21 protein-coding genes are annotated in these 21,295 nt (G+C 69.7%); 10 read left to right on the forward strand and 11 right to left on the reverse strand.

The genetic code is table 11. The features are described from left to right. Positions 1-117 precede the first annotated feature (117 nt). Together ACLQ27_RS31865 and ACLQ27_RS31870 are read right to left on the reverse strand one after the other, a co-directional pair. Positions 118-963 (reverse strand): NAD(P)H-binding protein, encoded by an 846-nt coding sequence (locus ACLQ27_RS31865; RefSeq protein ID WP_357493154.1) that lies wholly within the window; start codon positions 961-963, stop codon positions 118-120. 79 nt (positions 964-1,042) lie between these two features. After that, a complete protein-coding gene (locus ACLQ27_RS31870) occupies positions 1,043-1,573 on the reverse strand; it encodes an MFS transporter (protein WP_357493152.1) in 531 nt (176 codons plus the stop codon). A 114-nt stretch (positions 1,574-1,687) separates the two neighbouring features. On the opposite strand from ACLQ27_RS31870, the gene ACLQ27_RS31875 reads away from it, so the two are divergent. Together ACLQ27_RS31875 and ACLQ27_RS31880 are read left to right on the forward strand one after the other, a co-directional pair. Continuing rightward, positions 1,688-2,671 (forward strand): helix-turn-helix transcriptional regulator, encoded by a 984-nt coding sequence (locus tag ACLQ27_RS31875; protein WP_357493150.1) that lies wholly within the window; start codon positions 1,688-1,690, stop codon positions 2,669-2,671. A gap of 724 nt (positions 2,672-3,395) precedes the next feature. Then, positions 3,396-4,346, forward strand: a complete 951-nt coding sequence (locus ACLQ27_RS31880) for a LysR family transcriptional regulator (protein WP_357493148.1) — start codon at positions 3,396-3,398, stop codon at positions 4,344-4,346. Positions 4,347-4,431: 85 nt separating this feature from the next. On the opposite strand, the gene ACLQ27_RS31885 is transcribed toward ACLQ27_RS31880, so the two are convergent. Genes ACLQ27_RS31885 through ACLQ27_RS31915 form a run of 7 tightly spaced genes read right to left on the reverse strand, consistent with a single transcriptional unit; the run spans position 4,432 to position 11,577 of the window. Beyond that, positions 4,432-5,100, reverse strand: a complete 669-nt coding sequence (locus ACLQ27_RS31885; RefSeq protein WP_357493147.1) for a DUF402 domain-containing protein — start codon at positions 5,098-5,100, stop codon at positions 4,432-4,434. 4 nt (positions 5,101-5,104) lie between these two features. Further along, entirely contained in the window at positions 5,105-6,067 is a 963-nt protein-coding gene (locus tag ACLQ27_RS31890; protein WP_357493145.1) for a class I SAM-dependent methyltransferase, read from the reverse strand. Continuing rightward, positions 6,064-7,107: a phosphotransferase gene (locus ACLQ27_RS31895; RefSeq protein WP_357493144.1), complete on the reverse strand. Its 1,044-nt coding sequence runs from the start codon at positions 7,105-7,107 to the stop codon at positions 6,064-6,066. Before ACLQ27_RS31895 ends, ACLQ27_RS31890 begins: the two co-directional genes overlap by 4 nt. Continuing rightward, positions 7,104-7,637, reverse strand: coding sequence for a hypothetical protein (locus tag ACLQ27_RS31900; protein ID WP_357493142.1), 534 nt, complete (start codon positions 7,635-7,637; stop codon positions 7,104-7,106). Before ACLQ27_RS31900 ends, ACLQ27_RS31895 begins: the two co-directional genes overlap by 4 nt. A 46-nt stretch (positions 7,638-7,683) precedes the next feature. Next, complete coding sequence (locus tag ACLQ27_RS31905) at positions 7,684-8,520, reverse strand: hypothetical protein (protein WP_425870217.1); 837 nt, start codon at positions 8,518-8,520, stop codon at positions 7,684-7,686. Between the two features lie 17 nt (positions 8,521-8,537). Then, complete coding sequence (locus ACLQ27_RS31910; RefSeq protein ID WP_357493138.1) at positions 8,538-10,970, reverse strand: radical SAM protein; 2,433 nt, start codon at positions 10,968-10,970, stop codon at positions 8,538-8,540. A gap of 55 nt (positions 10,971-11,025) precedes the next feature. Beyond that, positions 11,026-11,577, reverse strand: coding sequence for a hypothetical protein (locus ACLQ27_RS31915; RefSeq protein WP_357493135.1), 552 nt, complete (start codon positions 11,575-11,577; stop codon positions 11,026-11,028). 298 nt (positions 11,578-11,875) lie between these two features. Between ACLQ27_RS31915 and ACLQ27_RS31920 the strand changes: the two genes are divergently transcribed. Next, positions 11,876-12,541 (forward strand): HAD family hydrolase, encoded by a 666-nt coding sequence (locus ACLQ27_RS31920; protein ID WP_357493133.1) that lies wholly within the window; start codon positions 11,876-11,878, stop codon positions 12,539-12,541. A gap of 15 nt (positions 12,542-12,556) precedes the next feature. Then, on the forward strand, positions 12,557-13,696 hold the full coding sequence (locus ACLQ27_RS31925; RefSeq protein ID WP_357493131.1) for an acyl-CoA dehydrogenase family protein: 1,140 nt from the start codon (positions 12,557-12,559) through the stop codon (positions 13,694-13,696). Between the two features lie 36 nt (positions 13,697-13,732). Here the strand turns inward: ACLQ27_RS31925 and ACLQ27_RS31930 are convergent, their stop codons facing one another. After that, positions 13,733-14,482 carry a PIG-L deacetylase family protein gene (locus ACLQ27_RS31930; RefSeq protein WP_357493129.1) on the reverse strand — a complete coding sequence of 250 codons (750 nt, stop codon included), beginning with the start codon at positions 14,480-14,482 and terminating at the stop codon, positions 13,733-13,735. A gap of 324 nt (positions 14,483-14,806) precedes the next feature. Here ACLQ27_RS31930 and ACLQ27_RS31935 point away from each other — a divergent pair, with 324 nt between their 5' ends. Genes ACLQ27_RS31935 through ACLQ27_RS31960 form a run of 6 tightly spaced genes read left to right on the forward strand, consistent with a single transcriptional unit; the run spans position 14,807 to position 19,787 of the window. Continuing rightward, the gene (locus tag ACLQ27_RS31935; RefSeq protein ID WP_357493127.1) at positions 14,807-15,592 is read left to right on the forward strand and encodes a hypothetical protein; all 786 of its coding nucleotides are present in this window, start codon (positions 14,807-14,809) and stop codon (positions 15,590-15,592) included. A 7-nt stretch (positions 15,593-15,599) separates the two neighbouring features. After that, positions 15,600-16,343: an HAD family hydrolase gene (locus tag ACLQ27_RS31940; protein WP_357493125.1), complete on the forward strand. Its 744-nt coding sequence runs from the start codon at positions 15,600-15,602 to the stop codon at positions 16,341-16,343. Further along, entirely contained in the window at positions 16,340-17,020 is a 681-nt protein-coding gene (locus tag ACLQ27_RS31945; RefSeq protein ID WP_425870221.1) for an alpha/beta hydrolase, read from the forward strand. The genes ACLQ27_RS31940 and ACLQ27_RS31945 overlap by 4 nt, the downstream gene beginning before the upstream one ends. A gap of 29 nt (positions 17,021-17,049) precedes the next feature. Then, positions 17,050-17,988 carry an amino acid ABC transporter permease gene (locus tag ACLQ27_RS31950; RefSeq protein ID WP_357574294.1) on the forward strand — a complete coding sequence of 313 codons (939 nt, stop codon included), beginning with the start codon at positions 17,050-17,052 and terminating at the stop codon, positions 17,986-17,988. Further along, a complete protein-coding gene (locus tag ACLQ27_RS31955; protein WP_357574293.1) occupies positions 17,985-18,755 on the forward strand; it encodes an amino acid ABC transporter ATP-binding protein in 771 nt (256 codons plus the stop codon). The genes ACLQ27_RS31950 and ACLQ27_RS31955 overlap by 4 nt, the downstream gene beginning before the upstream one ends. 54 nt (positions 18,756-18,809) lie before the next feature. Further along, on the forward strand, positions 18,810-19,787 hold the full coding sequence (locus ACLQ27_RS31960) for an ABC transporter substrate-binding protein (protein WP_425870224.1): 978 nt from the start codon (positions 18,810-18,812) through the stop codon (positions 19,785-19,787). A 40-nt stretch (positions 19,788-19,827) separates the two neighbouring features. On the opposite strand, the gene ACLQ27_RS31965 is transcribed toward ACLQ27_RS31960, so the two are convergent. Continuing rightward, entirely contained in the window at positions 19,828-21,123 is a 1,296-nt protein-coding gene (locus tag ACLQ27_RS31965; RefSeq protein WP_234580912.1) for a homoserine dehydrogenase, read from the reverse strand. Between the last annotated feature and the right edge of the window lie 172 nt (positions 21,124-21,295).

Consider the following 21,295-nt stretch of genomic DNA (forward strand, 5'->3'; position numbering starts at 1 on the left):
AGTAGCAAAGGTGAGTGTCAAGTTCGGCCGCCGGTAGCGGGCTGCCGATTGTCGCGCCGACTCGGGGGCACGGTTTGTGCGCCCGAGTCGGCGCGATCCAATCACGTGGGACACGAGCTACCGATCCGAACCGACACGAGCGTGCGCTTCGGCCCACTCGCGCATGCTGCGCGGCGCCCGGCCGGTCACGCGCTCGATGGTGTCCGTGACCGGCGCGGGCTTGTTGACGTGCGTCTCCCAAGTGGCGAACAAAAGGTCAGCAGGCGCGTGCGGGGCGATCTCCGCCCGCGCGGTCGCGGGATCGATCTCCTCGTATCGCAGCTCACGGCCGTGCGTCCTGCCGATCAGCTCGATCTGCTCCCGGTGGGTAAGCGACTGTGGTCCGGTGACGTGGTAACGCTGCTCGCTGTGCCCGTCCTGGGTCAGCGCTGCCACAGCGATCCCGGCGAGGTCAGCGGGGTGAATCGGGGAGCCTGCTGCGTCAGCGTAGGGGCCTCGAACGACGTCACCGGCCGCGAGCTGTCCAGGGACGTCGAATGCCCAGTGCAGCGCGTCGGCGGAGTTGATGTCCAGTCGCAGGAAGGTCCACTGCATCCCGGAGTCGATGATCGCCTGCTCGATTCCGTGGTGGAACGCCGCGATGTCGTTGGGCTGCTGCTCCGCGTTGTCGTCGATCTCCGCCGTGGACTGGAACACCACGCGCTTGACACCGGCGTTCTTCGCGGCCTCGATGAGCTCCGGCACCCCAGGGCCCATGGCGAGGACGAAGATCCCGTCGACGTCCCTCACCGCAGCCGGCAGAGTCCCAGGGTCCTTCATGTCGCCGGCGACGACCTCAGCGCCGGCAGGAAGATCCGCCTGCTGCGGATCACGAGTCAGGGCCCGTGCAGGCTTACCGATCGACACCAGCTGCTCGACGATGGACCGGCCCACGGGTGCCGTAGCCGCAGTCACGAGGATCATTGATTACTCCAGAAAATGGTGAGGTCTGAGTGGGATTAGGTCTCGGCTTGCTGTCAGATGCTCGCGAGCTGCTCCTGATTCACCTCCGCCATGGTTGTTTGACGTGCCTTCTTCGGTAGCCGGTGAACGCGCCAATCGGAGCATTGATCAGGAACACCAGGCGCCATCCGAGAGCGAACAGGTCTGCGTTGATGAGCAACCCCGCGACGATGGACGCGCCAGGGCCGACAGGCCGATCACGGGGCCCAACGTGCCGAACGCGCCTTCCCGATCTCCTCGGGCGGGAAGAGGTCCGGACCAACCCGAAGGCCTGCGGAATCATCAACGCGGCGAACAGGCCTTGCACCGTCCGGGCGGCGATCAGAGTGTCGGGCGACCACGCGGCCGCACAGGCCAGGGAGGCGGCCACGAAACCGGCGGCGCCCACCAGCAGAAGCACCTTGCGGCCAAATATGTCGCCCAGGCGCCCGCCTGTCAGCAGGCCTCCAGCTAATGCCAAGGTGCAGGCTGCGGCGATCCACTGCACGCTCGCATGTGACCCGCCAAGATCCGCTCTGATCGCTTGCGCCGCGATGTTGACGACAGTGGCATCGAGCAAGTTCATGATCATCGCCGCGAGGACAGCAAAGAGTCCGAGCCAGCGGTGGCGTCGTGTTGTCCATGCCGCAGACTCTGGCAGCGAAGTAGGAACATCAGTTTCCTACTGGGGTGGGAAACTTCCGGCATGTTGGAAACATCGGCGCGGTTGCTCCGGCTGCTGTCCCTCCTGCAAACCCCACGCAGGTGGAGCAGCACCGAGCTGGCCGAGCGGCTGAACGTGACCACCAGAACCGTGCGCAACGACGTCGAGCGTCTCCGCGCTCTCGGCTACCCGGTGCACGCCACGTTCGGCACCGACGGCGGCTACCGCCTCGCCGCGGGCGCAGTCCTCCCGCCGCTACTGCTCGATGACGAGGAAGCCGTCGCCATCGCCATCAGACTGCGCACCGCCACGCCGTCCGTAGCCGGCATCGAGGAATCCTCCGCCCGAGCCTTGGCGAAACTCGAACAAGTGCTGCCAACCCGGCTGCGGAACCGAATCAACGCGCTACAGACCTACAGTGTCGCCGTCTCGGCAGGCGACGACAATCAGCGGGTTGCCGCAACGGCGCTCAGCGAGATCGCCGCAGCGTGCCGAGACCGGCAACGACTGCGTTTCGACTACCGCTCCCACGACGCCTCAGAGTCTCGCCGTGAGGCCGAGCCCTACCGCCTGGTCAACTGGGGGAGACGCTGGTACCTCGTCGGTTGGGACATCCAGCGGGAAGATTGGCGCACCTACCGCGTCGACCGTATGACCTTGCGTCTACCGCACGGGCCTCGGTTTCTCGCCCGGCCGCTGCCGGACCCGGACGTCGGCGCATACGTCATGCGCGGGATCGGCCGAGCCGTGTGGCGGCACCGGGCGACAATCATCGTGCACCTGCCCGCCGAAGTCGTCGTCGAAAGACTCCCACCAGCAGTAGGGCCCGTCGAATTTATCGGTAGAGATCGCTGCAGGGTGCGCACAGGATCTGACAACCTCGAGCAACTCGCTGTCTGGTTCGGTCTGCTCGGCGCCGACTTCGAGGTCATTGAGCCGCCGGAGCTCCTCGGTCACCTCAGGATGCTTGCCGACCGGTATCGACGCGCCGTCGGCGACACACCAAGCACCACCCGTGCCGACTGACCCCCAACGCCGGCCGCGCTTCGAGCCGGGACAACGCGCTCCGGGGTGCCTTGAGTCCCGCCTGACCGGGCACTGTGAATTTCGGAATGCCTGCTCGGCTGTGACTGGCCGCAGGGGCCCAATTCCGTCGACAGGAATGGCGTCCGTTCGCGGCGAGTGGTCGACTCGCCGAGCCGGGCTGCGGTCTACGGCTGTACGAGCCGATTCGGCGACCGGTCCGCGCTCAACAGGCAAAGGATGGACGTCAATGTCAAGCGGCCCTCTTCGAGTGGCTAATAAAATCTGACCGGCGTCGACGCCGCCCAGACGTCGGCCCGCGCACACGAGTCCGTCGGGCAGCCCTCCGTCGTGCCTGGACGGTCGGTCGGTGCCCCGTTCTGCGGCGTCCGGGTCGGCAGGTGGTGGTCGCCACCTTGAAATCTCGAAACGCGAGACGTCGGCTGGATCGTCTTGCGCCGGCCGGGCGTGCTCTGGAGACTACCGGGAGTAGCCCTGGCAGGCCGACTGCCCGTCAGGGCGAACGTTCACTGATACGGGGGCGCTACGTGGACATGTCGTTGTGCGGAATCACCGCGAGACCAGACGTCGACCACGGCCATTCCATGCCGTGAGCGCGCGGTCAGCCTTCGTACGTCGTTGACGCCTCCCTGCCGAATGCCCGATGGCAATTCGGTCGTCACGTGTGCCCTCAGGAGGTGCATTCCGCTGCTCAAATGGAGGAACAGTGCAGGATCTCAGTCGACTGCTCGCGCTCGTCGCGGTGGCGGAAACCGGTTCGATTTCTGCGGCCGCGTCAAGACTCGGTTATACGGCCCCCGCCTTGAGCCAACAAATGGCCAAGCTCGAACGGGAAGTTCGAATGCAGTTGCTCGTACGGCACCGCCGGGGCGCGCGGCTCACCGCTGCCGGTGAGCTGCTCGTGCAGCGGGCGCGCGAGATCGAGGCGATCCTGCGGGCCACCGAGACCGACCTGATGCAGTTCCTCGAAGTGTCGGAAGGGCAACTGCGCATCGGCACCTTCACCACGGGCGAGACCCAGTTCCTGCCCGACGTCCTGGCCGAGTTGCGCCGCAGGCACCCGACCATCGCCCTGTCCATGCAGGAGTTCGACCATGCCGACGGGTTCGAGCGATTAGCCGAGGGCGACATCCATCTCCTGCTCACCCCCTCGTACATCCACGGCCGACCACCTACCGTGCCGGCGGGGCTGAGCTCGGAGGTGCTCCTCGAGGAAGAATTGCTCCTGGTCGCCAACGAGGGGCATCCCCTGACGGCGGAGCGCATGCCCCTGCACTGGACAGCGCTGGCGGGTTTTCCCCTCATCATCGGGCGGCGTGGCCTGGCTTCGCGTGAGGCGTTGGAGGCGCTGTTCGCGAGCCGTTCGATGCCCCCTCCGGTGGTCGCGTTCGAGACGGCGGACTATGCGATGGCGTGCGCCCTCGCCGGCAGCGGGGTCGGCGTCGCCTGCGTGCCGAGGATGGCCGCCAGGGCGAGCCGCGCGCCGATCAGCGTCCGGCCCTTCGCGGCTCCGCTGCTCAGACATGCCATCAGCCTGCTGTGGCGTACCTCGGACATCACGCCTCTGGTGCGTGCGGCCCGCAGCGTGTTCCGCGAGACCTTCGCCTGCGGCGGGGTTGGGGAGGCGCGGGATGCGCTCGTCGCCTCGGTGCACTGACCGGACCGCACCCTCGCCCCCTACTCCGATCAGGCCGTTCCCCTTGTCCGGCCTCGCCGGTCCGACCGGCGACGCAGGTCCGGTCTCAGCCGGAGTGCTCGCCGACGCCGAGTCTTGGCAGGGACCAGCGCGGGTCGAGGTGGGGCACCGGCCAGTTCGGGTCGGGACGCCAGTCGGTCCAGCGCACGTCGAACGGGGGATCGCGCCGCAGGGCCGCCCGGCTCAGTGCCACTCCCTCGGCGCGCATCGACCGGACGCTCTCCGGCGGCACCAGACCCCGGCTCGTCAACTGGGCGAGATCGCCCTCGTCCTTCCAGGTCGCCGTGCCGTCCGGGGCGACCCGGAGGTCAAGGGCGTAGTCCATGTACTGGACGGTGGCGCCCGCACGGACGTACGGGCGCTGGAAGTTCACGTACCAGCCGAGGTGCGCGCCTTCCCGATCCCAGCAGACCCAGACCACGTGGTGCAGGCCGTGCGGCATGAGCCAGAGCGTGTTCATCCGCCAGACCCGGTCGATGTGCACCCAGTCCGACCGGACGAGGCACTCGGCGATCCGCTCGCCCCGGTCGGCCGGAGCTGGCCTCTCCGGCGGGGAGTCGGGTGCCCGCCACTCGGTGCCCGCCGGCATCCACAAGACGAGGAGATCGCCGTCGTCCCGCACCGCCGTCATCGGCCGCGCGGACCACACCCGGTCCCGCCAGACCTCCTGCACCAGCACCTGCTCGCCAGGCGTCCACCGCCGCGGTGCCGTCATGGCCTCACCCCTCCAACTCCGCAAACCGGCCGATGGGGTGCGGTGAGAGGGCGACGCTGCCCCTCGCCTGACAGTCCTTCGCCACCTCGACCGCGCTGACATCGGCCAGCACCTGGTATCCCGTGGAGCTGGCCAGAGTGGCCAGTTCCCGGGGCGAGGAGCCCCAGACGAAGGGTTCGCCGTTGCGTCGTACGCTCGCCGCCATGCTCGCGACGGCTGCGTCCCGAGGCTCAGCGAGATGCCGCGCCTCCCAGTAGTCGAGCACGACGGTCAGCCCAGCGGTGAAGAACCCGCCGAGCGCCTCCAGGGTGGCGGAGATCGCCTGCTCCTGCAGGTAGTAGGTGACCCCGCTCCACGCCACGAAGGTGCGCCGGGTGCCGTCGAGCCCGGGAACCTTCCGCAGCACCTCGTCGAGCCGCTGCTCGGCGAGGTTCGCCGGGACCATCCGCAGCCCGGTCACTCCGTCGGGGCGCAGCCGGGCCACCCGGGCCCGCTTCAGTTCCTGCGTGGCCGGCTGATCGATCTCGTACACCGTCAACCCTTCCGCCCACTCCGGTCGGCGCAGCGCGAAGCTGTCGAAGCCCGCGCCGAGCAGCAGGTACTGCCGCGCTCCACGGCCGCAGGCGCGGCGCAGGGCATCCTCGGTGTGACGGCCGCGCAGCAGCACGTGCGGCGCCGCCACCGAACCGGCGCGCATCCACCAGCGGATGGCGCCCTCCGGGTTCCGGTCGGCCTGCGGACCGCGTACCGCCGACGAGCCGAGGACGCTCCCGCGGAAGAAGGCCCACTCCTGCTCGCTCAGCAGCTGCGCGGCGACCGGGTCGACGTGGACCGGCGCTGGCTCGTGAGCGGTGTGGAAGGCTCGCATGAACGCGTTGCCCAGCGCGGTGGAACTGGCCCCGCCGGTGCGGGGACGGTCACCCCTGGCCGCCGATGCCGCCTTGCGGGAATCCTGCGGGTCGTTCACAACGCATCGAGTTCGTCGAAGGCGTGATGCCGCACCAGGGCCGCCGTGGCCCGGCGGACGGCGGCGTCGTCGGGGACGCCCGCCCCGTAGGCCGTGCGCAGCGCCACCCGGCGCAGGTAGTGGTAGAGCAGAGCACAGCGGTAGTCGCTCAGCAGCACGTCGGCAGTGATGCCAGGCACCGCGACAGTCAGCTCCCTCCGGTAGAGCTCGAGCAGTTCCACGTCGTCGGCCTCGCTGTTGGCGACGAGGAAGGCCAGGTCCAGCGGTCCGCGGGCACGGGTCGCGGCCTCCCAGTCGATCACCCGGATTCCCGGCTCCGCCGGATCGGCGGGGAACAGCACGTTGCCCGAGTGCAGATCACCGTGGACGACGGTCACGGGGGGCGCGCTCAGCGCCCGCAGCAGGGCCGGCGCCCGCTCGGCGAGGCGTGCGGAGCCGGACCGCACCTCGGCGGGCAACCAGCTCGCCTCGGCGACGGCGGAGAGTCCCGCCGAGCGAAAGGTTCCCACCAAGAAGTCCGCGCGGGCCGGGGCGGCCTCGTCGGGCAGCCACCGCCACTCGTCCGGGACGCGGTCCCACCAGCGGGCATGGAACGAGGCGAGGGCCCGGACCGCTCGCTCGCTGTCGGCGGCGGAGAGCACGGCGCGGGGCGGCAGGGTTCCCTCGGCCATGTCGTCGAGGACCAGGACGAGAGAGGTCCCGCGGGTCGCAGGGCCCCAGCCGCGCAGCCTCGGCAGGCGCAGCAGTTCGGTGCCGTGGACGCCGTCCGGGCTGTGCACGTGACGTTCCACGGCCGGCAGACCGAGGCGTTCCTTGAACGCGCGCACGCCGTCGTCGGCCGGCGGGAACTTGACGATCAGGTTGCTCGGCCGCGCCGGGCGGCCGGGGCCGGACGCGTTTGCGGCGCGGCGCACCCGCCACACGTGTGGCGCACCGTCCACCGGTTCGATGGTCAGTTCCTCGTCCGCGCCGATCTCGGATCCGGGCAGGGCCGAAAGGATGGCCGCGTCGAGCGCCTCGGGGGTCAGGCGCGTGGTCACGACAGGATGGCCCCGAGGGCCGCGTCGTGGGCCCGGACGGCCCGGACGATCTCGTCCAGATGCCCCTCGTCGTGCGTGCAGGTCGACTCCGCGACGACGCGGCCCACCGGCACGACATCGCCCCAGGCCGTGCCGGCCACGGGGAGCGCCAGGAATGCGTCGTCGAGGGCCTCCACCTCGGCACGGATGCGGCGTCGGGCCCTCGTGACGATGTCGAGGATCTTGGACACCGGTACGCCCTCGTAGGCGCGCAGTCGTTCAGCGTTCGCAGCGTCGATGTCGAAGTCCGGCCGACGGTTCGTGCTGCCGGCCGCGGCGAGCCGGCGCAGCTTGGCCATCTGCTCGTCCACCTCGTGTTCGGGATAGTAGACGGCGAGGTGGCAGAGGGTGTCCCTGACGGTCCACGTGCCCACCCCGGTCGGCAGGTCGGCGATCTCGTCGACGACGGACGCGACGGACTCGATCCGCCTCCGCTGCTCGTCCATCGAGGCCAGCAGCTCGGCCCTGGTGCAGCTATCGGTGATGGTCATCGAGCGCTCTCTCTCGGTAGGGTCTGTCGAGCAGGCGAAGCCCGGGTCAGGAAGCGACGGACGCGTCGCCGGTGCCCGGCCAGCGCAGGCTCAGGGGGCGTGACGCTGTCGTACGCACCTGCCGCCAGAGCATCCACGTCTCGGGCCGGGCCAGCAGGCTCCTGCGCACCCACGCGCGCGGTTCGTCCGCCGACTGTTCACCCGCCTCCCACGGCGCACGTCGTCGCAGCCGCAGCAGCAGGCGGCGCCCACCCGTTCCGTCCTCGGGTGTCACCCGCCAGGTGAACACCTGTGCCCGGGCGAGGCTGACCATGCGTGGCACGGGAGCCGGGGCGCTCTCCTCGTCCGGCCCCGGCAGCAGCGGAAGACCGTCGACGCCGACATCGGCGTAGCTGACGAACAGCCCGCCCTGGTCGCGCGCGGCGCGCAAGGACAGGCTGAAGCCTCGGCCGGGCGTGGTCCACGTGGAGTTGCGGAGCCCGTAGTGGCGCATCACGGGCAGCATCGCCTCGTGGACGAGGATGGTCTGGCGCAGCCCGAGGAAGTCCAGGTGGACCGGGCCCACCGTGTGGGCGTGCAGGTGCGCACCGACGAGCAGCACGGGACGGTCCGTACGGGCCGCCGCGGCCAGCTCCGGCAGACCCTCGACGCGGACGAAGGACCCGCGCTCGTCGTCGGCCAGACTCAGGTACCACTGTTCGTCGGCGGCCTTGTCGATCCACGTGTCGTACCAGCGGTCGACGAGCGGCGGGTTGGTGGCGGCCGGCAGCCCGGCCGTCACCATCGCCGCCCGGACCTGGGTGCTGACCTCGGAGCGGATCCCTTCGCACTCGTGCGCGATGCGATCCCGCTCCGACTGCCAACTTCCACCGCTCCGGGCCATGGCACCCACCGGGCTTCCTACGCCTGGGCCAGGCGCAGCAGCTTGGGGGCGTGCTGCTCGATGACCGGCCGGACAGGCTCGCCCAGACGATCCACCAGGGTGGTGAGCTCGCGCTGGACGTCCTCGGGCATCCGGCGCTTGAGGGCGTAGCGCAGGCTGTGCTGGACCGTCCAGTCGGTGAAGCCCTCGGCCTGCGCGAAGGTCGCGATCCGGGCGGCGGCCAAGGCCTCCTCGGGGGTGCCGAAGTCCGCAGCCATCCGCAGTCCGAGGTGCAGGTACGGCGCGTTCTCCTCGTTGAGGTAGTCCGTGAGGGCACGGGGATTCCGCCCCTGGTCCCGGAGCACCCGGTGCACGTCGGTCATCGCCCGGTGCTTGAAGGTGATCTGGTCGATCGCCGCCTTGAGCCGGAGGTCGAGGGCGTCGAGCACCTCGTCGTCGATGGTGCGCCCGGGCGTCCGCCGCCAGGCTTCGACGGTGCTGGCGAAAAGGGCCACCACACCGAGCGCGGACGGGTGGTCACCACCGTTGGTGCCCAGCGTCTCGACGATCGAGTCCACCCGGTCTGCGGTGGTCCGGATAGCTTCGAGGGCCACTGCCGAGACGATCGGATCGTCCGGCATGACGTACTGGAGGAGATCAATCGAGCGGCCCGAGCCGTCGGGCAGGGTGTACGGCTTGGTCGTCACCTGGTGGGCGCCGTGCTTGGTCAGGTCGATGCCGGGTGCCGCCTTGACCAGCGGGTGCACTGCGACGGAGATGCCCGTCTTGTAGGTGATGAAGTCGAGTAGGCCGTTGAGGACGCCGGCGAGGTCGCCTTCCTGCACCAGCGGATAGAACGGGATGGCGGTGATCCGCATGTGCAGACCCGCGTCGTGGCCAATCTTGGGTGCCTCGAGGATGTGCTCCCAGCTGTAGCGGGGCTTGAACTTGCCGATCTGGCGGGCGACCCGCTCCACCGGGGTCTCCAGCCCGAGCAGCATGGCCCGGAAGCCGACGTCGCGCAGGTCGAGCATGATGTCGGGATCCACCTCCATCGGCACGGTGGAGACGTAGATGGTCTTGCCCTGGGTCGGCTCGTTCTCGCGCAGCGCCGAGATCAGGGACTCGACGTGTGAACGGCGCAGCAGGAAGTCGTCGTCCTCGAAGATGTACATCTGGAGATCGGGGTAGGCCGCCGCGGCGCGGTTCATGGCGCGCACGGCCTCGCTGCCGTCGTAGAAGTAGAGCTGCTCGCCCCACTGAGTGAGCTGGCAGAACTCGCAGGCCCGGGGACAGCTGCCGAAGACCGTCATCATCTTGATGGCGTTCGGACGGTGCACGTAGTTGCTCAGGCTGAGCGTGGAGCGGGCCCGCGCGCCGGTCTCCCGGCCGGACTCGTCGGTGCTCGCCCCCGCGTCGATCTGCGGAAGTTCGGCGAGTTCGAGCGGGATGTTGAGGTCGTCGGGAGCGCAGACGTCCATGATGTTGGTGGGCGTCCAGTACTTCGTGTCCAGCTCCATGAGCTTGACGTCGAGGCCGCCGGAGAACACCCGGCGCTCGAACTCGGTCAGCTTGACGACCCGGGTGTCGTGTACCCGCACGGCGTCGCCGGTCCGGTCGGCCAGGTGCAGGTTGGGGATGTCGCGGAAGAGTTCCAGGGCGGGCCGGTTGTCCCGGGGCCCCTCGTACGCGGAGGAGAAGATCATGTCCGCCTCGCTGGTCTCGCCGTGCGGTCCGACGACGACGTCCAGCGGGGTGTACTCCAGATATTCCCGGCGGCAGAAGTACGAGCTGTAGCCGGCGCCGACCAGGCGGGGCACGTAGCCGCGCTCCTCGTGCCGGCGGCACTGCTGGTTGAGGAAGTACATCGACTCGATCTCGGTCTGGGTGAAGAAGTTCGAGGTCGAGAAGAGGAAGTAGCAGCGCTCCCCGAACTGGTCGAGGGCCGCCTCGCAGGCCTCGAACTCCGAGTCGCCGAGTTCCAGGTTGAAGGCCTTGACCTCCACGCCGAGCAGGCCCAACCAGGACGCCACGTAGAACGAACCGATCGGGGGCTGGATGCCGAGGACGCGGCGCGAGCGGTTGCCGACCGTGCCGCCGCGCACCGGGTACTGGCCGCCGACGTTGGGTACGAAGATCGCCGCGGGACCGTCCTCCAGCGGGCTGCGGTCCAGGTCGTAGATGGAGCCGTCCGCCACCGTGAGAGCCAGCAGGTTGGCGGACACCCGGGCGTAGGTGCGGTTGTCGGTCTTGTCGAGGCGCTGGATGGCCTTCTTCACCATCGGCGTCAGGGAGCCGAGTTCATCGAGACTCTCGATCGGCAGCTCGGACAGGCCACGGGCGAACAGATAGCGCTCGGGGGTGGCGAGTCTCGCGAAGCCCTCCTTGGCCACCTTACGGTCCAGCCGCTCGGTCTCGGTCTCCAGGTAGGTGCGGTCAAGACGCTCCTGCTTGCCGTTCTGGAACAACAACGAAGACTCCTCGGGTCGATCGGGTTGTGCCGCCGAGCGGCGCACCGAGCGGACGTCAGTAGTGGCGGAACTTGCTCGTGTACCAGTCGGTGAACCGCTCGATCAGCGAGTTCAGTTCGCTCTCGCCGGGATGGGTGCGCCAGTCCCATCCGCTGTCCAGCCCGTTCGCGTCCACGAGGAGCTTCTTCAGCCGGAAGCCCGTGACCCGCCCGTCCGCCGGGTCGTCCGCGGTGAAGTAGGCGAGCGGCTCCTGGTGACCGGCGTCGAAGGGCGTGTGGACGTAGATGTAGGGCCGGAAGCCGATCTGTTCGCGCAGTCCCGGCAGCGGTGCCGGGGATGAGGCGAACAGCTCCGACAGCGGCTCGTGGATGCGTAGCGAGCCGGGCAGCGAGCACAGGTGCGGATGGAAGGCGTAGTCCTCCTCGGCGAACGCCGACGCACCGCCGCCGCCGCGACCGTGCTCGTAGAAGACGGGGGGCGCGTCGTACACGTCGCTGTAGAAGCCGGTGACCAGAGACTGGAGCGTCTCGATCTCGGGGAACCACTCCTCGAGAACGTCGTCGAAACAGCGCAGACGAAAAGGCGTGTCATGGCATGCCCTCGTCATGATGGAAAGGTAGCCCTCGACCACCTGCCCGACCGGTGCCAACAAGTAGAAATTAGGTGTTGAGACCAGTAGCTGGCTGGGCGATATAGCGGCTGGAAAACAAAAGAGACACCGTGGTCCGTCCCGACTTCTCACATCGACTTGCACGACTCCCCCTGGCGCGGTGTAATGACGGGAATCTAGCGCCCGTTTCCTGGTAGGTCCACGCCGGGTCCACATTTTGGACGGTGGTATCAGCATTGCCGAAGACTGATGAAAGATTCGATTAAGTGTGTTGCTTGTGGATACCGTGAAAGCTGTGCTCTTCGATCTCGACGGCACCCTCTTCGACTACGACGGATCGGTGACGGACGCCTTGCTGGGCTGGCTTCCCGAACTGGGTGTCGACCCCTCCGACGACGTACTGGAGCTGTGGCGGAGGCTGGAACGCGAGCACTATCCCGCGGCACATCGCGGAGCCATCAGCTGGAGCGAACACAGAAGGCGGCGGCTGCGGGAGTTCCTCGTCGCCCTCGACCGCCCGGTCGACGAGCCGTCCTTACTGGAGGTCTTCGCCGGCTACCTCGACAGTTTCGAACGGGCCTACCGGCCCTACCCGGACGCCGTCCGGGCCCTGACCCGGGTCCGCGCCGCAGGTCTCGCCGTCGGGGTCCTCAGCAACGGCTCCACCGGGCGGCAGACCGGGAAGCTGCGGGCGATCGGACTGCTCGGCCTCTGCGACGTGGTCTGCGTCTCGCAGGACCTGGCCGCCGCCAAACCGGACCCCGACGCGTTCCTGCGCGCCTGTGCACGGCTCGGGCAGCCGCCCGGCGCGGTCCTCATGGTCGGTGACAACCACGAGTGGGACGTCCGTGCCGCCCGCGCGGCCGGGCTGCCCGCGCTTCACCTGGACCGCCGGGGTGACCGCCCCGAAGCGGACCCCCACCGGATCACCACGCTCGACGCACTGTTCACCCCCTCATAAGGAGTTGGTCCTCAGATGAATCCGCTGCCGGAGGAAGCCGGCGGGATCACGCCGTGGCTGGAGCGGGTGGCCGGGCTGGTGCCCGCCATCCAGGAGGCCCGCGACACCGTCGAAACCCTGGGCCACCTGCCACCCGACCTGGTGGCGCGGCTTCGGGACGCCGAGCTGTACCGGTTGTGGGTGCCCCGGTCCCTCGGTGGCCACGAGGTGCCACCCGCCGTGATGCTGCACGTGGTGGAGGAGATCGCCCGGCACGACGGCTCCGTGGCCTGGTCCATGATGGCCGGGGCCAACTCGGCGCTGCTCGCGGCGCGGCTGCCCGAGGCCGGCGGCAGAGAGATCTTCGGCGACCCGCTGACCGTGGTCGCGGGATCGCTGCACACCGCAGGCACGGCGGTCCGGGTCGACGGCGGCTACCGGCTCACCGGCAGGTGGCGGCTGGCCAGCGGGTGCGCGGAGGCGAGCTGGCTCATCTGCTCCGCCTCCGTCACGGATGAACCCGACAGCAGTGGTGCGCACATCTTCTTCGTACGGGCCGCGGAGAGCGAGGTCATCCACGAGTGGAACGCGGTCGGCCTGCGTGGCTCGGGGAGCAACGGCTTCCGGGTGACTGACGTCTTCGTCCCCGAGCACCGGCACATCGCGCCGGGCGCCGAACTGGTCGTGGACGGCCCGCTCTACCGGAGCTCCATGGCGCACTTCATCAATCCGCCGTTGGGTGCGCTGGCCCTCGGCATCGCCGAGGACGCCATCGGCTGCTTCCACGAGCTGGCGCAGAAGAAGACCGCCCGCGGCAGCGACCTGACCCTCAGCGAGCGCGGCACCGTGCAGGAGAAGGTGGGTACGGCCAGGTCCCTGGTGCGCTCGGCCCGCGCCTACCTGCACGCGGCCACCGCCGACATCTGGCGCGTGGCGGCGACGGACGCCGACATCCCGCACGAGCTGACCGCGGAGATCATGCTCGCCACGGCGACCGCGGCCAAGAACGCGGTGGAGGCCGTCGGCATCCTCTACACCGCAGCCGGATCCAGCTCCGTGGTCGAGTCCAGCAGGCTCGCCCGCTGCTTCCGCGACGTCAACGTGGTCAACCACCACGACGCGGCGTCGCTGCAGGTGTTCGAGCGGGTCGGCCGCTACGCGTTGACGGGGCGGTAGCGGCCGTAGGTGGTCTCCGCGAGCCAGGGACCGGTCCTAGTCCGCGGAGACCACCCGGAACGACTCCGCGTACCGTCCCTCGGGAAGCCGCCCGGCGCGGGCGATGGTCGCCGCCCACCGTCGTACGTCGGCGTCGAGCGCCTCCGGATCGGCGTGCTGGCTGGCATGGCAGCGCAGTGCCGCGCACTTGGCGTCGAGGGTGGCGGTGATGTCGACGTACGTGTTCGAGTCGCGCCCCGTCATCACCCAGATCTCGGCGACCCGCCACGGATCCAGCCCGCCTGCGGCGAGTTCGGGAAACGCCCGCGGGTTGCGGGCATCGGGGTATACGGCGCTGAACAGCGCCTCGCCCACGGCGAGATGGTCCGGATGGGAGGCGCGGATCCGGTCGATCTGTCGTACCGGTGAATGCGTCACCACCCGGTGTGGACGGTGCGTGCGCAGCACCCGGGTCAAGCAGCGGCGGAGGGCCGGAGACGGTGTCAACCGCCCGTCCGGAAGCCCCAGGAAATCCACGTGCCGGACGCCGACCGCCCGTGCCGCGGCCTGCTGCTCCGTCCGGCGTGCGGCGGCGACCTCGGCCTTGGGCAGCGCGAGGTCGGAGTGACCGGAGTCCCCGTCGGTCACCACGCAGTAGCGGACGTCCTCGCCCTCGGCGACCCACCGGGCGACGGCGCCCGCGGCGCCGTAGTCGACATCGTCGGGATGCGCGGTGACGACAAGCGTGCGGCTGCGCACCTCCGTCTCGCCAGCGAGCGGGGAACGCGTATTCGAGGACTCGGCCATGCCTTCACACTAGGTCGGCCACGACTCCGGCATAAGCCGGTGAAGCAGGTTTAAGAAAATGTCGCCAACAGCCGTCACGGTCCCTTTCATCAAACAATTCATATGCTGGGAACGGTCATTGACACCGCCGGGTGTGTGCCGTGTAGGTTCGCCAGACCACGCCTTTCACGCCACGTGCTCCCGGCACCATTTGCAGAACAGCGCCCGGAATCCCGATGAATGAGCGGCTCGCCTGCGTTAATGCAGGGGCCGCCGTCTCCTGCCATCGGAATGTCCGGCACCGGGCCGGCGTGAACACGGACCGACGTACAAGGAGACCGGCGCATGCCGACTGCCCAGGACTGGGAAGTCACTGTCATAGACACCGGGCGCGAGCACGCACAGTTCGAGTCGCTGCGCCACCTGACCCACGGCGACACGGCCATCGTCGTCCTGCGCGATCTCTTCCCGGCCGTATCCGTCGCCGACCAGGCGGCCCGGATCCAGGAACTGCTCGCCGTCCCGGAGACCGCGCGGCTGCTGCACGCTCCGGTCGCCGACTTTCTCGACGAGATCGAGTCGTACCACGAGCGCGCCGAGCAGGCCCGCGCGGCGCTGGCGCGCTCGGGCGTCGACCTGCCGGCCCGGACGCGGGAGGCCCTGCGGGAGTCCTTCGGGCTCAGCTCGGTGGAGGTGGCCGTCGAGGACGGTCAGGGCGCCTACGGGGAGGCCGCGGTCCGGACCCGTGTTCCGGGGCCGGCCGCGGGGCTCGCCAGCCACAACATCATGCGCGACGGCGACGGCACCAACATCGCGCTCACCTACCTCGCCTACCACCTCCAGTGCGTCGTGGTCGTACGCGCCGCCGCGGGCGGCGGTGAGTTGGTCGTGCACGACCGTGCCTGGGAACCCGGCGACGAGGCCCACCGCACCGTCGACGGCACGGGCTACACCGACGTGGTGGCGGGAACGCGGGCCGACCGGTACGTCCCCCGCGACGGTGACGTGATCCTCTTCAACCCGGACCGGTACCACCGGGTCACCCCGGTCAGCGCCGGGGAACTCGTCACTGTGGAGTTCTGCCTCGGCTTCCGGGACGACCTGCTCGACTACGCCGTCACCTGGGCCTGACGCCTCGGTGGACAACCCGCCTCCGCCCGCGGCCCTGCTCCTGTGGGACATCGACCGCACCCTGGTCGACTGTTCCCTCGTCACCAGGGGTGCGTACGACCGGGCCTTCCGACGGATCACCGGCCAGCCGCTCGGCCGCGTTTCCGACATCGCGGGAGCCACCGCACGGCACATCGCGGTGCGGGCGCTCGCCAGGCACCGGCCGTGCACAGCCGATGCCCTCGTGCGGCGACTGCTCGACGCGGTCGACGACGAACTGGATCGGCTGGGGGAGGAGCTGACGGCAGCGGGACGGGCCATGCCGGGCGCTGCCCGAGCGCTCACCGCGCTCGCCGGCTGCCCCGGTGTCCGGCAGACCGTGCTCACCGGCAACACCCGCCGGTCGGCTGCGGCAAAGCTGCGCGCGTTCGGCCTCGACCGGTATCTGGACCTGGCCATCGGGGCGTACGGCGACGAGGCCGAGGAGCGGGCCGCGTTGCTGCCGCCGGCTCGGGAGCGGGCCCGGCGTGCCCTCGGCGTCGACTGCCCGCCGGCTCGAGTCATCATCGTCGGGGACACCCCCCGCGACATGGCCGTGGCCAGAGAGCACGGGGTCCGGGCGGTGGGAGTGGCGTGCCACCCGGCAGACGCGGGAGGGCTGACGGCGGCCGGCGCCGACGTGGTCCTGCACGGACTCGCCGACACGGACGCGGTGCTGCTGACCTTCGGCGGGCTACTGCGGCAGCGGTTCGCGGAGCGGCCGAGCGGATGACTCCCGTCGTCCTGCTGCCGGGGCGCTGGCACACCCCGCGCCATTTCGGGCCGCTGCGCGCCGCGCTGCGGCGCCACCGGATCCCCGTCCACACGCCGCGGCTCCAGCGCGGCTCGCTCGCCGCCGACACCGTCCACGTCCAGCGGCTCGTCGACACGCTGCCCGAGCCGCCCGTGGTCCTCGGCCACTCCTACGGCGGTTCGGTGGCGACCGGGCTGCGCGGGGTGGCCCATCTCGTGTACGTCGCCGGATTCGCGCTCGACGTGGGGGAGTCGACCGCCGACGTGGGCGGTACCAGCACCCGGCTCGCGGCGGCCGTGACGGAGAGCCCCGACGGCACCACCCGGCTGCTGCCCGACCGGGTCGTGGAGGTGCTCTACCACGACTGCGCCGACGACCTCGCGGCGAGCGCCGTGTCCTGGCTGCGTCCGCAGGGCCCCGGGTACGGCCGGGCCCGTCCGACGCGCCACGCCTGGCGTGAGACCCCGTCCAGCTACGTCGTCTGTGCGGCCGACCGGGCCCTGGACCCGGCGGTGCAGCGCGCGATGGCCGCGCGGTGCGCCGAGCGCCACGAGTGGCCGGTGGGGCACTGCCCCGTGCTCAGCCGCCCCGACCTCGTCACCGATCTGCTCCTCGGCCTGACCGCATCAGGTACGCGCCGGGCCGACCGCGGGTGATCCGCCCCGCACTACCACGAGGAGTCCCATTGGATCTCGGTGCACGATGGCCTCGCCGGCCCGGCGCGACGCTGGCCGAGGCGCGGCGAGCGACGAACCTTCCGGACGGGCCGGACGACCTGGACGCGCTGCCGCGCGTACCCGCGCCCCGACCGTGGCGATGGGTGGCCGGCGCGGTCGGCCTGGTGCTCGCGGCTCAGTTCGGGCACGGCCTGGTGACCAACCCGGCCTGGGAGTGGGGGACCTTCTTCGACTACCTGCTGAGCGAGACAGTGGTCTCGGCGGTGTGGGTCACCGTCCAACTGGTGCTCGTGTCCGGGGTCCTGGGGTTCGCGCTCGGCAGCCTCATCGGGGCGATGAGGCTGTCCCGCAGCCGGATGCTGCGCGGTGTGGCCGGGACGTACGTCTGGGCGCTGCGTTCGGTCCCGCTCATGGTGCAACTGCTCTTCTGGTTCAACCTGGCCTACCTCTACCGCCGGATCGGTCTGGGCATCCCGTTCGGCCCGGTCCTCGTGTCCGTCGACACGCTGCACCTCATCGGCACGATGGCCGCCGCCGTCATCGGGCTGACGCTCCATCAGTCCGCGTACGCCGCGGAGATCATCCGCGGAGGGGTGGCCTCCGTCGACCCCGGGCAGATGGCGGCGGCGGAAGCCCTGGGCATCCCGCGGCTGCGCCAGTGGCGCCGGATCCTGTTGCCGCAGGCGATGCGCGCGATCCTGCCGAACGCCGTCAACGAGATCGTCTCCCTGCTGAAGTCCACGTCGCTGGTGTCGGTGATGGCGATCGGTGAACTCTTCTACCGCGTCCAGATCCTGTATGGACGCAACGGTCGTGTCGTACCGCTGCTGATGGTCGCCACTGTGTGGTACCTCGCGCTCACCACCGTGTTGACCCTTGTGCAGCACCGGGTGGAGCGCCGTTTCGCCTGGGTCGGCTCCGACGGCGACGGGCGGGCCGCCGCGTGAAGGACGAGACCCCGGCCCTGGACGTACGCGGCGTGCACAAGGCGTTCGGCGGGACGGAGGTGCTGCGTGGTGTGGACCTCCGACTACGGCGCGGCGAGAGCGCGGCGGTGATCGGCCCGTCCGGCGCGGGCAAGTCGACCCTGTTGCGCGCCATCAACCACCTCGAGGCCCCCGACCGGGGACACGTCCTGGTCGACGGCGAGCTGATGGGCTACCGCAGGCACCGCCGCGTCCTGGTCGCGCTCCGGGACCGGGAGCTGCTGCGGCAGCGTACCCGGATCGGCTTCGTCTTCCAGAACTTCAACCTGTTCCCGCATCTGACGGTGACCGAGAACATCATCGAGGCCCCCGTGGGCGCGCTGGGCGTGCCGCCCGCCCGGGCCCGGGAACGGGCCGCCCGGCTGCTTGCCCGCGTGGGTCTCGCCGACCGGGGCGGGGCCTATCCGCGTCAGCTGTCGGGCGGGCAGCAGCAGCGCGTCGCCATCGCCCGGGCCCTCGCCCTGGAGCCGGTCCTCCTCCTCTTCGACGAACCCACCTCGGCGCTCGACCCGGAGCTGGTGAACGAGGTGCTGACGGTGATCAAGGACCTCGCCCGGGAAGGCACGACGATGGTGGTGGCCACGCACGAACTGGGCTTCGCCCGCGAGATCGCCGACACGGTGATCTTCCTGGACGGCGGTGTCGTCGTCGAGGCGGGTCCGCCCGAGCAACTCCTCGACGCTCCTCGCCACGCACGCACCCAGGCGTTCCTCGCCAAGGTCCTTTGACCGCTCCACCCCCCCATGACCCGTACCATCCGACACCCACGTCAGGACCCGCGAATGAGACACCCGTCAGGGCGCGTCGCCGCAGCCCTCACCGCCCTCTCCTGTTGCCTCGCCCTCGTGGTGACCGGCTGTGCGAACCCCGAGTCCGAGAAGACCGCGCCCCCGGCGAAGGCTGCCGACGGCACCCAGATGAACCTCTCCCCGAGTCAGGACAGGCTGCACGCCCAGCGCATCGCGGCCATCGCCGACTCGGTGCCCGAGGCGGTCCGCGAGGACGGGTTCCTGGACATCGTCAACCTCGCCGGCACCGAGCCGCCACTGAGCTTCTACGCCACCGACAACCAGACGGTGATTGGTGTGGAGCCCGATCTGGCGACCCTGGTCGCGGACGTGCTTGGCCTGAAGCCGCGCTTCCACACCGTGTCGTGGGAGAACATCTTCATCGGCCTGGACAGCGGCAAGTACGAACTCGCCATGACCAACGTGACGGTGACCGAGGAACGCAAGGATAAGTACGACTTCGCCACCTACCGGGCCGACGAGGTCGCCTTCGAGGCGTCCCGGGACGCGGACTGGACCGTGCGCGGCCCGAACGACGTCGCCGGCCGGACCATCGCGGTGACCGCCGGTACCAACCAGGAACAGCTCCTGCGGACGTGGGACCGGCAGAACCGCGCGAAGAACCTCGATCCGGTCACCGTGAAGAACTTCCAGAATCCCGCCGACTACTACCTGGCGCTCGGTTCCGGCCGGGTCGACGCCTACCTCGGCCCCGGTCCGGCGGGTGCCTACCACGCCGCCGCGAGCGGCAAGACCAAGGTGATCGGCACGTTCTCCAGCAGTGGCGATGGTCTGGAGGGGCGGATCGGTGCCACCGTGCGCAAGGAGAACGGCCTGATCGAGCCCGTCGCCAAGGCGCTCAACGTCGTCATGGCCGACGGTACCTACACCGAGGTGCTCAAGAGGTGGGGGCTACAGGCGGAGGCCCTACCGAAGTCGGAGGTCAACCCGCCGGGCATCCCCCGGTCCTGACGCCTGGTCGCTGTGCCCCACTCTCTGAGCGGGGCACAGCTCACGCCTCCACGATGCGAAGGATGCCGCCGACGCCGAGGACGCTGTCGAGACTGCACAGTTCCGCCACGGCCTGCCTCATCGCGCCTTCCTCGGCACGGTGCGTGATGAAGACGACACGCGCCTTCGAGGCGCGGTCCTCCTGGGTGATGGAGCGGATGGACACCTGGTGGCGGCCCAACACCCCCGACACCTCGGACAGGACGCCCGGCGCGTCGGTGACCTCCAACTTGAGGTAGTGGGGGTGCGCCAGCCGTTCGGTCGGTCGCAGCACCGCGGAACTGCCGAGCGGAACCCTCCGGTGGGTGCCGCGTCGCAGGTGGTCCGCTGCGGTGACCAGATCGCCGAGCAGAGCGGACGCGGAGGGCAACCGTCCGGCGCCGTGACCGTAGAACATCTGGTCGCCGGCCGCGCCGCCCTTGAGGAACACCGCGTTGTACGTGTGGCGCACGTTGGCGAGGGGATGGTTCTTGTCCACCAGGGCAGGGAAGACCTGGACGCCGATTTCGCGCTCGCCGGAGCCGGCCGCCCCGAAGACCTCGGCCTTGGCGATCGATTTGATCACGTATCCGAAACGCGCCGCGATGTCGAAGTCGTCGCGATCGAGCTTGTCGATCCCCTCGCGCTCGACGTCGTCGACGGCGATCGCGCGTTTGAAGGCGAGCGAGGCGAGGATGGCCAGCTTCGACGCGGAGTCCGCGCCCGTCACGTCGTTCGTGGGGTCGGGCTCGGCGTAGCCCTCCTCCTGTGCCTGGCGCAGGGCCTCGGCGTAGCCGAGCCCCTCTTCGGACATGCGCGTCAGCATGTAGTTGGACGTGCCGTTGACAATGCCGAGCACGCTTGTGATGTCCTCGCCGAGGAACGATTCCCGGAGTACGCGCAGGATCGGCACGGACGCGACGGCGGCAGTCTCGAAGAAGAGATCTACGCCGCTGGCGTCGGCCGTGGAGTACAGCTCCGGGCCGTGCTTGGCGATCAGTTCCTTGTTGGCGGTGACGACCGGCTTGCCGGCGCGAAGCGCGGCGAGCACGTACGTGCGGGCGGGCTCGATGCCGCTCATCACCTCGACCACCACGTCGATGTCATCGGCGTCGGTGATCGCCCGCACGTCGTCGGTGATGAGCGGGGTCAGCAGGCCCGAGCGCTTCTTCCCCGCGTCCCGTACGGCGATGCGCTTGAGTATCAGATCGATGCCGCTGATTTCCTGGATATCGGGAGCCCGACCCAGGAGAAATTCGGCGAAAGCCGCTCCGACGTTGCCGCAACCGAGCATACCCACGTTCACGGGACGATCCATGGCGGGAGCATATACGCCTGCATCGTCCGGTCACCGCCGCTCTGCTGCGCCGTCTTGGATGGTGAAACCGGCCGCAAAGAAAAAATCTTCTGCGTGGCCGCTCGACGGCCGTCGGCGGGGAGTCGGTCGGAAGAGGCGGAGCCCGCGGGCGACCAGTTGGGGACGCCGCTTC

The organism is Micromonospora sp. DT63, assembly GCF_049841615.1.
Classification (GTDB): Bacteria; Actinomycetota; Actinomycetes; order Mycobacteriales; family Micromonosporaceae; genus Micromonospora.

Bases quoted from the DNA above. Each gene is read 5' to 3' on its own strand.
- ACLQ27_RS31875 (WP_357493150.1), top strand. From the start codon at position 1,688: ATGTTGGAAACATCGGCGCGGTTGCTCCGGCTGCTGTCCCTCCTGCAA.
- ACLQ27_RS31925 (WP_357493131.1), top strand. From the start codon at position 12,557: ATGAATCCGCTGCCGGAGGAAGCCGGCGGGATCACGCCGTGGCTGGAG.
- ACLQ27_RS31915 (WP_357493135.1), bottom strand. From the start codon at position 11,577: ATGACGAGGGCATGCCATGACACGCCTTTTCGTCTGCGCTGTTTCGAC.
- ACLQ27_RS31865 (WP_357493154.1), bottom strand. From the start codon at position 963: ATGATCCTCGTGACTGCGGCTACGGCACCCGTGGGCCGGTCCATCGTC.
- ACLQ27_RS31960 (WP_425870224.1), top strand. From the start codon at position 18,810: ATGAGACACCCGTCAGGGCGCGTCGCCGCAGCCCTCACCGCCCTCTCC.
- ACLQ27_RS31900 (WP_357493142.1), bottom strand. From the start codon at position 7,637: ATGACCATCACCGATAGCTGCACCAGGGCCGAGCTGCTGGCCTCGATG.
- ACLQ27_RS31965 (WP_234580912.1), bottom strand. From the start codon at position 21,123: ATGGATCGTCCCGTGAACGTGGGTATGCTCGGTTGCGGCAACGTCGGA.
- ACLQ27_RS31885 (WP_357493147.1), bottom strand. From the start codon at position 5,100: ATGACGGCACCGCGGCGGTGGACGCCTGGCGAGCAGGTGCTGGTGCAG.
- ACLQ27_RS31905 (WP_425870217.1), bottom strand. From the start codon at position 8,520: ATGGCCCGGAGCGGTGGAAGTTGGCAGTCGGAGCGGGATCGCATCGCG.
- ACLQ27_RS31945 (WP_425870221.1), top strand. From the start codon at position 16,340: ATGACTCCCGTCGTCCTGCTGCCGGGGCGCTGGCACACCCCGCGCCAT.
- ACLQ27_RS31870 (WP_357493152.1), bottom strand. From the start codon at position 1,573: ATGATCATGAACTTGCTCGATGCCACTGTCGTCAACATCGCGGCGCAA.
- ACLQ27_RS31930 (WP_357493129.1), bottom strand. From the start codon at position 14,482: ATGGCCGAGTCCTCGAATACGCGTTCCCCGCTCGCTGGCGAGACGGAG.
- ACLQ27_RS31935 (WP_357493127.1), top strand. From the start codon at position 14,807: ATGCCGACTGCCCAGGACTGGGAAGTCACTGTCATAGACACCGGGCGC.